Origin of the sequence: Bradyrhizobium sp. (assembly GCF_016462955.1) — a bacterium.
Lineage (GTDB): Bacteria > Pseudomonadota > Alphaproteobacteria > Rhizobiales > Xanthobacteraceae > Bradyrhizobium.
The window spans coordinates 1-9,461 of the sequence record NZ_JAEMSD010000260.1 but is presented as its reverse complement, the minus strand read 5'-3'; the positions used below and the strand labels follow the sequence as shown (position 1 = coordinate 9,461).

Below are 9,461 nucleotides of genomic sequence, written 5' to 3'. Positions count from 1 at the left end.
GGTAAGAGACCCTACGCCGCGGCCTGCCCCAGTGCCGAGACGATGGTGTCGACGACGTCCTCGACCAGGATACGGTCTTCGCCTTCGCCCATGACGCGGATCACCGGCTCGGTGCCGGAGGAGCGGATCAGGAGACGGCCGTGGCCGTTGAGACGCTTCTCGCCGTCGGAGATCGCCGACTTGACGTCGGAATCGTCGAGCGGCTTGCCGCCCTTGTGGCGGACGTTCTTGAGGATCTGCGGCAGCGGATCGAAGCGGTGGCAGACCTCGGACACCGGACGGCGCAACTTCTGCACCACCGCCAGCACCTGCAAGGCGGCCACGAAGCCGTCGCCGGTGGTGGCGTAATCGGACAGGATGATGTGGCCGGACTGCTCGCCGCCGAGATTGTAGCCACCGCTCAGCATCTGCTCCAGCACGTAGCGGTCGCCGACCGGCGTGCGGACGAGGTCGATCCCCTGCCCTTGCAGGAAGCGCTCGAGGCCGAGATTGGACATCACGGTGGCGACGATGCCGGGACGCGAGAGGCGTCCGTCCTCCTTCCAGCTCTGCGCGATCACCGCGAGTAGCTGGTCGCCGTCGACGACGTGGCCGCGCTCGTCGACCAGGATGACGCGGTCGGCGTCGCCGTCGAGCGCGATGCCGATGTCGGCGCGCATCTCGCGCACTTTCTTCGACAGCGCTTCGGGCGAGGTCGAGCCGCAATCCTTGTTGATGTTGAAGCCGTCGGGCTCGACGCCGATCGGCACGACGTCGGCGCCGAGCTCCCACAGCGCTTCGGGCACGACCTTGTAGGCGGCGCCGTTGGCGCAGTCGATCACGACGCGCAGGCCCTCGAGCGAAAGGTCGCGCGGCAGCGTGCGCTTGGCGAACTCGATATAGCGGTCGTGCACGCCGTCGATACGGCGGGCGCGGCCGAGGCTCGCGCTTTGGGCGAGCCTCTTGTCGATCGGCTCGTCGAGCAGCTGTTCGATCTGCTTCTCGACGTCGTCGGACAGCTTGAAGCCCTGCGGGCCGAACAGCTTGATGCCGTTGTCCTCGAACAGATTGTGGGAAGCGGAGATCATCACGCCGAGATCGGCGCGCATCGACTTGGTCAGCATCGCGACCGCCGGCGTCGGCATCGGGCCGACCAGCAGCACGTCCATGCCGACCGAGGTGAAGCCCGCGACCATCGCATATTCGATCATGTAGCCGGACAGGCGGGTGTCCTTGCCGATCACGACCCGGTGCCGGTGGTCGCCGCGCTGAAACGCGAGGCCGGCGGCCTGGCCGACCTTGAGCGCGAGCTCCGGCGTGATCAGTCCGTTGGCGCGGCCCCGGATCCCGTCCGTCCCGAAATATTTGCGGCTCATATCGTCCCCCAAGGCAACAACCAGGGGATCCCCTCGACAACTACGCAGTGCCCGAACGGGCCCCGCATCCCTGATTTGCTGGGCGTCTTATAATCCCTGCGCGGCTAACTTGGCTTCAAAAAATATGATGAATCATTACGGAACCCTGAGAGGGGTCCGCCCGATATGGCCTTGTTAACACTATAGTTCCGGCCAAAACGGCGCACCAACGCGGAACCGGCGCTAGCCCGTTCGCTTCACATGTTTGTCCTCGTGGTTCGGCGCCGGCTGGGTGACGCTGACGGGATCGGAGCCCGGAAAAGTCTCTTCCAGCCCCTCCTCCAGCGCGTCCTCGAGAGCGCGCTTGTCCTTGATCTCTTCCGGCGACGGTCCGGCGTGCGGCTTGGTCATTGGCGCCCTCCTGCAAAAGATTTGGCTGCGCATCCAACCATGCTAGATGACCCCGAAATCTTCCGATGCAAGGCGTCGGGTAAGACTATTGGGTCAAGGACGGGGCCGGGGAACGAGCATGAAACACATCACCTGTATCGACGATCTGCGCGCGCTGCATAAGCGCCGCGTGCCGAAGGCGTTCTTCGACTATTGCGACCGCGGCTCCTATGCCGAGGAGACGCTGCGCGCCAACCGCGACGACATGCAGGCGATCAAGTTCCGTCAACGCATCCTGGTCGACGTCTCCACGCGCGACACCTCGACCACGATCCTCGGCGAGCCGTCGACGATGCCGCTGATGCTCGCGCCGGTCGGGCTGCTCGGCATGCAGCACGGCGACGGCGAGATCCATGCCTGTCGCGCCGCGCAGGCCGCCGGCATCCCGTTCACGCAGTCCACGATGTCGATCTGCTCGATCGAGGACATCGCCGCCAGCGTCGAGAAGCCCTTCTGGTTCCAGCTCTACGTCATGAAGGACCGCGGCTTCATCAAGGAATTGATCCAGCGCGCGATGGCGGCCAAGTGCAGCGCATTGGTGCTGACCGTCGACCTGCAGGTGATCGGCCAGCGCCATGCCGACATCAAGAACGGCATGACGGTGCCGCCGGAATGGTCGCTGTCGAAGCTGCTGGATTTCGCCAGCAAGCCGGCCTGGGTCTCCGGCGTGCTGCAGGGCAAGCGCCGCACCTTCGGCAATCTCGCCGGTCACCTGAAGGTCAGCGACGACATCACCTCGCTGTCGACCTGGATCAGCTCGCAATTCGACACCTCGATGAACTGGAACGACATCGACTGGATCCGCTCGATCTGGCCGGGCAAGCTGATCCTGAAGGGCATCCTCGACGTCGAGGACGCCGAGCTCGCCGCAAAGACCGGCGCGCAGGCGATCGTGGTCTCCAACCATGGCGGCCGCCAGCTCGACGGCGCGCCGTCCTCGATCGAGGTGCTGCCGGAGATCGTCGACACGGTCGGTGACGGGATGGAGATCATGTTCGACGGCGGCATCCGCTCCGGCCAGGACGTGATGCGCGCGCTGGCGCTCGGCGCCAAGTCCTGCATGATCGGCCGCGCCTACGCCTATGGCCTGGGTGCCGGCGGCCAGGCCGGCGTCGCCAAGGCGATCGACATCATCCACAAGGAGCTGCTCACCACCATGGGCCTGTGCGGCGTCAACCGGGTGGACGAGATCGACGATCACATCATTGCGGTGTAGCCGCGGAGACGCTGCGGTAGGGTGGGCAAAGCGAAAGCGTGCCCACCAACTTTCGCGAGCGAGAAAAGACGTGGGCACGGCGCAAGGGCGCCTTTGCCCACCCTACGAGTTCAGCGCTCGATCATTCACATCGGCGGCGCCAGGCCGTCGCGGCCGACGCTGACGCGGTTGGCTTCGAACGAGCCGTCGGGCAATTGCTTGATGAAGGCGATGACCTTGGCACCGGGCTTCAACTCCGATTTGTCGCTCGGCACGAAGGTCACCACGGGCGTGTTGTCCGCGACGAAAACCTTTTTCTCGCCGTCCTTGTACTTGACCAGCAAAGTGTGACCGTCATTACCGACGACGCTCTCGGCAACCGTCGCATTGGTCATGCTGGAGTTGGGCTTGAGGTCCCACGGACGCGAGCCTTCGCCGGTGCCGCGCATGCTTTCCGGAAACACGTGCACCTCGACCGCGTTCTGGCTGCCGTCCGGTCCCGGCACGGTGGTCGCGCCGATGAACGAACCCGGCTTGATGTCGGCGAGCGAGATCCTGGTAATGCCCGACACGTTCACGTCAGAGGCGATGTGGAGCTTGACGTCCTCGCCAGTGCGCGACTTCACCTGCATGGTGTCGCCGTTGACGGCTTCGATGGTGCCGCGCACCCGCGTCGGCACCGGCGCTCTCTGGGCGAAGGCGCAGTAGGTCGAGACGGCCACCATCGCGATGGCGATCAGGGGGCGTGTGAAAGTTGCACGTTGAAAAGACATGACGGTCTCCGATTGTCCCACGACGGTAGAACTCCAGAGGTAGTGTGCTATTCGCCGCGCCCCTCTCAAGATTTTGTGAGATCGGCCTCGATCAGCGCGCGCAGCTCGGCCGTGACCTCGGGCCGCCGGCCGAACCACAGCTCGAAGCCGCGCACCGCCTGGTGCAGCAGCATGCCGAGCCCGTCGGCGGTCTTCAGGCCGCACGCCGTTGCTGCCGCGAGCAGCGGCGTCAGCAGGGGAACATAGACGAGGTCGGCAACGACCGCGGTTTGCGGCAGGCGCGCGACATCGATATCGAGCGAGGGCTGGCCGTGCATGCCGAGCGAGGTCGTGTTCACGAGAAGTCTTGCACGACGCAGCACGTCGTCGATCGCATCCCATTCCAGCGGAAGCACGTTCGGCCCGAACTGCCGCGCCAGCGTCTCGGCCCGCGCGATGGTGCGGTTGGCAACATGCACGCGGCCGATGCCACGTTCGAGCAGGCCGAATACCACCGCGCGCGAGGAGCCGCCGGCGCCTAGCACCAGCGCTTCCTCGGCCGCATCCCAGCCCGGCGCGCTGGCGTCGAGATTGTTGATGAAGCCTTCGACGTCGGTATTGGTCGAACGCAGCTCGCCCTCGGCGAACCACAGCGTGTTGGCGGCGCCGACTGCCGTTGCGCGAGCATCGGGCGTCGAGAGTGCCAGCACGGCTTCCTTGTGCGGGATGGTCACGTTGGCACCGACGAAGCCGCGCAGCGACAGCCGCAGCACGAAGTCCCTGAGGTCCTCCGGCGGCACCGCCTCGATGACGTAGCCGCCCGCGATTCCGAGCGTACGTAGCCAGTAATGATGGATCAGCGGCGAGCGCGAATGCGCGGCCGGCCATCCGATCAGACAGGCTGCAGGAGCTTTGGGCGCGGTCATCTTTTCCTCGGGTCGTTTCCGAGGCGATCCATTTCGCGTCCCGCAGGCCCTGTCAAGCGCGCGGCGAGCCCGCGGTAGCCTCTTCGGCGGCCTTGCCCTTGATGTCGGCGATGGCGCGCTCGAGGCTCGTGCGATAGCGCGCGCGGGGCGGCGTCACGCCATGGGTGAGCAGCGCGCGCCGGACCGTCGGCGAGGCCCCCGTGATGAACAGGCGGATGCCCTGGCGGTGCGCCTTGGCGGCGACGCGGCCGAGCACGTTGGCCGCCGTCGAATCCAGGAACGGCACCGCGGCGAAGTCGACCACGAAGGCCTTTTGCCGGTCGGCGATTCCGTCGAGCACGCTGCCGATCGCCGAGGCCGCGCCGAAGAAGAACGCGCCGGTGATGCGGTAGACCAGCACGTCGCGATCGACCGCCAGCGCGGGATCGTAGCGAACGCGATCGCCGTTGCCGTCGTCGGGGCGGTCGTCAGCGACCAGCGGCGTGCGCTCTTCGATGCCGGTCATCTCCGCCATGCGATGGATGAACAGCACCGCGCCGAGCGCAAAGCCGACCAGGATGCCTTCGGTAAGATCGCGGAAGACCGTGAGCAGGAAGGTCGCGAGTAGCACGACGGCATCGCCCCATGAGGAGCGCAAGAGCGTCGCGAATTCGTGTTTCTCCGCCATGGTCCAGGCCACCACGACCAGCACCGCGGCGAGTGCGGCCAGCGGAATGTAGCTTGCGAGCGGCGCTGCGATCAGCATGAACAGCAGCAGGAACACCGAATGCAACATGCCCGCGAGCGGCCCGCGCGCGCCGGCGCGGATGTTGGTCGCGGTGCGCGCGATCAGCCCGGTGACGCAGATGCCGCCGAACAGCGCCGAGCCGATATTGGCAGCGCCTTGCGCCACCAGCTCGCAATTGGAGCGGTGACGGCGCCCGGTCATGCCGTCGGCGACCACCGCCGACAGCAGCGATTCGATGGCGGCCAGCAGCGCGAAGGCGATCGCGTCCGGCAGCACCGCCCGTGCCTTTTCCAGCGAGAACGCGGTCAGCGCCGGCGAAGGCAGCTCGCGCGGAATGCCGCCGAAGCGCGAGCCGATCGTTTCCACCGGCAGCGACAGCACTGCGCTGGCGACGGCGGCAAACACGACCGCGATCAGGATCCCGGGCCAGGACGGCCGCCAGCGGCGCAAGGCGGCGATGATGCCGATGCTGACGAGTGCGACCGCGACGGCAGACGGATTGATGGTGTTGAGGCCGCCGGCCAGCGCGACGAGCTTCGGCACGAACTCGCTGGGCTCCTTGCCTGCGAGCGTGATGCCCGAGAGATCGCGGAGCTGGCTGGCAAAGATGATGACGGCGATGCCGGCGGTGAAGCCGACCGTGACGGGATAAGGAATGAACTTGATGTAGGTGCCGACCCTGAGCAGGCCCGCGGCGATCAGGAACAGGCCCGCCATCAGGGTGGCGAGGATCACGCCATCGACGCCGTGACGCTCCGCGGTCGCCGCGACCAGCACAATGAACGCGCCGGCCGGCCCGCCGATCTGGAACCGGCTGCCGCCGAGTATGGAGGCGATGAAGCCGCCGGCAACAGCGGTGTAGAGGCCGCGGTCCGGAGTCACGCCCGAGGCGATCGCGATCGCCATCGACAGCGGCAGCGCGACGATGGCAACGGTCAGGCCGGCGAAGACGTCGGCGCGGAAATCCGAAAGGCCGTAGCCTTCACGCCAGACGGTGACGAGCTTCGGCATATACAATTCGGCAAAGGTCGGCCGGCGCAGCTGGTGCAGCCGGCTTGCCTGATCGGTCGTGATGCTCATGTGCTCCGCTGGCCCCACAATGCTCCGGTGCATCGTGCAGCGCGCGACGATGCGCTCGTTCATCCTATCCGGGCACGATCAACGCGCGATCATGCTCCGATCCGACGCGGCGCTCCCGGCTCCTTCAGGCGAACGCCACGCCCGCCGCTGTCGCTGCGCGCCTGCTCGCCGATGAGTTCGACGCCGGCCCGGTCGAAGGCGTCCACCACCTTCATCAGGGTCTCGACCACGCCACGAACATTGCCGGTCGATGCCTCCATGCGCTGAATGGTCGGCAGCGAAACGCCGGCGAGCTCGGCCAGGGTTTTCTGGTCGATGCCGAGCAGCGCGCGCGCTGCCCGCATCTGAAACGACGTGATCACCTCGGCCTCACTTACCAGATGCTATAAATGATACATAGAACATATACAATGATGTATAATACATCAGATAGTGGCGTACGCAAGAGGCTGCATTCTCTCTCCTCCCCCGCTGCTAGGAGCTCTTGCGATAAGCAATCCAGCCTGTTTCCGCAGAAAAGGCCTGATTGCTTTGCTGGCGATGAGGGGAACGATGCAGTTGTGCGCGAACACCAAAATCTCGTGCCCCGGACGCGGCGCAAGCACGAAGTGATGCGCTGCAGAGCCGGGGTCCATGCAGCAGCTAGCTCTGCGGTTTTCTGGGTCCCGGCTCTGCGCTGCAATGCTACGCATTGCAGCGCGTCCGGGACACGTTGGGAAGCGGTGGCTAACCCTACCCTCTCCCCTTTAGAACGAGGAGAGGAGCGAGATGGCGTGCGACTCACTGCGCGCGAGTCGACTCACGCCGCGTGCTGATGCGCGGCGATGATCTGGTCGGCGGCGCGGCCGGTGACTTCGGCCATGTGGTCGAACTGGCGGGTGAAGCTGCCGGCGCCGGCGGTGGCCGAACGCAGCTCCACGATCAGCTCGCCGATCTCGGCTTCGGGCATCATGGCGCGGACGCAATCCCAGCCGCTCCAGCCCTCGCGGGTGTCGAAGCCGAGGATCTGGCCACGCCGCGCCGACAGGATCGCGTTGATCTTGGCCGTGGCGTCGGTCGGGCAGACGATCTCGACCACGTGGATCGGCTCCAGCAAGACCGGCTGGCATAGCGGCAGGCCTTCGTTCAGCCCGATCCGCGCCGCGGTGCGGAAGGCGAGATCGGAGCTGTCGACGCTGTGATAGGAGCCGTCGGTCAGGGTCACCTGCACGTCGGTGACGGGAAAGCCGAGCGGGCCGCGCGTCAATCCGTCGACGACGCCTTCCTCGACCGCCGGGATGTAGTTGCGCGGCACCGCGCCGCCCACCACCTTCTCGGCGAACTTGAAACCGTCGCCGCGCGGCAGCGGCTTGATGTCGAGCACGACGTCGCCGAACTGGCCGTGGCCGCCGGACTGCTTCTTGTGACGGCCGCGCTGGATGACCGGCTTGCGGATCGTCTCCTGGTAGCCGATGGCGGGCGGATGGGAGGTGACCTTGACGCCGAAGCGGTCGCGCAGCCGTTCGCTGGCGACACGCAGATGCATCTCGCCCTGGCCCCACAGCACGGTGTCGTGGGTCTGGGCATTCTGCACGACCATGAGCGAGGGATCCTCCTCGTGCAGACGCGTCAGCGCCTGGCCGAGCTTGACGTCGTCCTTGCGGTCGGTAGCCGCGACCGAGATCGCGAGCACCGGCGGCGTCGGCGCGATCGTGATCAATGCCGCTGGCGGCGTCTTGCCGGCCGACACGGTCTCGCCGGTCTTGACCGGGTCGAGCTTGGCGAGCGCCACGGTTTCCCCGGCCTCGGCCGCGGCACGCTTGGTGTCGTAGGCGCCATTGACGGCGAGGATGCCCGAGATGCGCCCCGCGCCGCCCGATGAGGATTGCAGCGTGGCGCCGTCGTCGAGATGGCCGGCGAGCAGCCGCGTCAGCGACAGTTTTCCGCCGTGCTGCGAATGCAACGTCTTGAAGACGTAGCCGAGCGCATCCCTGGTCTCGGGAACGCCGAGACGTTTCGCCGTTTCCGCCACACCGGGCGCCTCGTGACGCAGCGCCTTCATCAGGCGCAGCACGCCGTTTTCGCGCAACGCAGACCCAAGCAGCACCGGGCAGATCAGCCCTTCCCGCAATTCGCGGGCGAGATCGTCGAACACGGCATCGCGCGGCGGCTGGATGTCCTCGAGCAGCTGCTCCATCAGCGCATCGTCGTGATCGGCGAGCTTCTCCAGCATCGAGAAGCGGGCTTCCTTCTCGCGGTCGAGATCGCCGCCTTCGAGCGCGATCACCTCGGAGGCCTTGTGCTCGCGGTAGATGAAGGCGCGCTCCAGCGCGAGATCGACGAAGCCCTCGATCAGCTCGCCCTTCCAGATCGGGATCTGGCGCAGTACCAGCGGCACGCGCGAGGCGGGTTGCAGCATTGCCAGCGTCTCGCGGATGCGCTGGCTGGCGCGGTCGATCTTGTTGAGGAACAGGAAACGCGGGATCTTCAGCTGCTCCAGCTCGCGCAGGATGATCTGAAGCTGCGGCAGCTTCTTCTCGTCGGCCTCGCAGACCACGATTGCGGCGTCGACCGCAGGCAACGCGGCGCGCATGTCGTGGGCAAACTCGACGGAACCCGGACAATCGAGGAAGGTGTAGCTGTCGCCCATGAAACTCGTGGTGGCGGCTGTGAGGCCGACGGTCATCTTGTGATGACGGGCCTCGGGCGTGGCGTCGCCGACGGACGTTCCGGCATCGACGCTGCCGGCGCGCGGGATGGCGCCCGTTCGCGCCAGGATCGCTTCGAGAAGTGTGGTTTTACCGCTTTGGAAAGGGCCCACCAGCGCGATGCACCGTGGACCTCGGGGACTTCTGACGTCTTGTCCCATTTCGCCGCCTCCTTGGTGTGGAGCTCGGCCCGTGATTGGGTCGGCAAACGCCGATGCTCTGCCCGTCCCCGAGATTTGGCAAGCATCAAACGTCGCTGCGGTGCGTCGTCATTGTTCCACCTCTCCCCGACGGGGAGAGGTCGGATTGC

At 66.3% G+C, this 9,461-nt stretch carries 8 protein-coding genes; 1 reads left to right on the top strand and 7 read right to left on the bottom strand.

The window, feature by feature from the left end:
* Positions 1–11: 11 nt before the first annotated feature.
* Both glmM and JHD07_RS23615 read right to left on the bottom strand, forming a co-directional pair.
* Positions 12–1,355 carry a phosphoglucosamine mutase gene (gene glmM / locus JHD07_RS23620; RefSeq protein ID WP_291626396.1) on the bottom strand — a complete coding sequence of 448 codons (1,344 nt, stop codon included), beginning with the start codon at positions 1,353–1,355 and terminating at the stop codon, positions 12–14.
* 222 nt (positions 1,356–1,577) lie between these two features.
* Positions 1,578–1,745: a hypothetical protein gene (locus tag JHD07_RS23615; RefSeq protein WP_291626394.1), complete on the bottom strand. Its 168-nt coding sequence runs from the start codon at positions 1,743–1,745 to the stop codon at positions 1,578–1,580.
* A 118-nt stretch (positions 1,746–1,863) separates the two neighbouring features.
* Here JHD07_RS23615 and JHD07_RS23610 point away from each other — a divergent pair, with 118 nt between their 5' ends.
* Positions 1,864–3,000, top strand: a complete 1,137-nt coding sequence (locus JHD07_RS23610; protein ID WP_291626391.1) for an alpha-hydroxy acid oxidase — start codon at positions 1,864–1,866, stop codon at positions 2,998–3,000.
* Positions 3,001–3,125: 125 nt separating this feature from the next.
* Here JHD07_RS23610 and JHD07_RS23605 read toward each other — a convergent pair whose 3' ends face one another.
* The 5 genes from JHD07_RS23605 to JHD07_RS23585 form a co-directional block, all read right to left on the bottom strand.
* A complete protein-coding gene (locus JHD07_RS23605) occupies positions 3,126–3,752 on the bottom strand; it encodes a hypothetical protein (RefSeq protein ID WP_291626389.1) in 627 nt (208 codons plus the stop codon).
* A 65-nt stretch (positions 3,753–3,817) separates the two neighbouring features.
* The gene (locus tag JHD07_RS23600) at positions 3,818–4,657 is read right to left on the bottom strand and encodes a shikimate dehydrogenase (protein WP_291626387.1); all 840 of its coding nucleotides are present in this window, start codon (positions 4,655–4,657) and stop codon (positions 3,818–3,820) included.
* 52 nt (positions 4,658–4,709) lie between these two features.
* Positions 4,710–6,464: a SulP family inorganic anion transporter gene (locus JHD07_RS23595; RefSeq protein ID WP_291626385.1), complete on the bottom strand. Its 1,755-nt coding sequence runs from the start codon at positions 6,462–6,464 to the stop codon at positions 4,710–4,712.
* A gap of 89 nt (positions 6,465–6,553) precedes the next feature.
* Positions 6,554–6,826, bottom strand: coding sequence for a helix-turn-helix transcriptional regulator (locus JHD07_RS23590; protein ID WP_291626383.1), 273 nt, complete (start codon positions 6,824–6,826; stop codon positions 6,554–6,556).
* Positions 6,827–7,263: 437 nt separating this feature from the next.
* On the bottom strand, positions 7,264–9,312 hold the full coding sequence (locus tag JHD07_RS23585) for an elongation factor G (protein ID WP_291626380.1): 2,049 nt from the start codon (positions 9,310–9,312) through the stop codon (positions 7,264–7,266).
* Positions 9,313–9,461 lie beyond the last annotated feature (149 nt).

Excerpts from the sequence above, each read along its gene's own strand:
- glmM (WP_291626396.1), bottom strand. The coding sequence starts at position 1,355 with ATGAGCCGCAAATATTTCGGGACGGACGGGATCCGGGGCCGCGCCAAC.
- JHD07_RS23615 (WP_291626394.1), bottom strand. The coding sequence starts at position 1,745 with ATGACCAAGCCGCACGCCGGACCGTCGCCGGAAGAGATCAAGGACAAG.
- JHD07_RS23610 (WP_291626391.1), top strand. The coding sequence starts at position 1,864 with ATGAAACACATCACCTGTATCGACGATCTGCGCGCGCTGCATAAGCGC.
- JHD07_RS23605 (WP_291626389.1), bottom strand. The coding sequence starts at position 3,752 with ATGTCTTTTCAACGTGCAACTTTCACACGCCCCCTGATCGCCATCGCG.
- JHD07_RS23600 (WP_291626387.1), bottom strand. The coding sequence starts at position 4,657 with ATGACCGCGCCCAAAGCTCCTGCAGCCTGTCTGATCGGATGGCCGGCC.
- JHD07_RS23595 (WP_291626385.1), bottom strand. The coding sequence starts at position 6,464 with ATGAGCATCACGACCGATCAGGCAAGCCGGCTGCACCAGCTGCGCCGG.
- JHD07_RS23585 (WP_291626380.1), bottom strand. The coding sequence starts at position 9,312 with ATGGGACAAGACGTCAGAAGTCCCCGAGGTCCACGGTGCATCGCGCTG.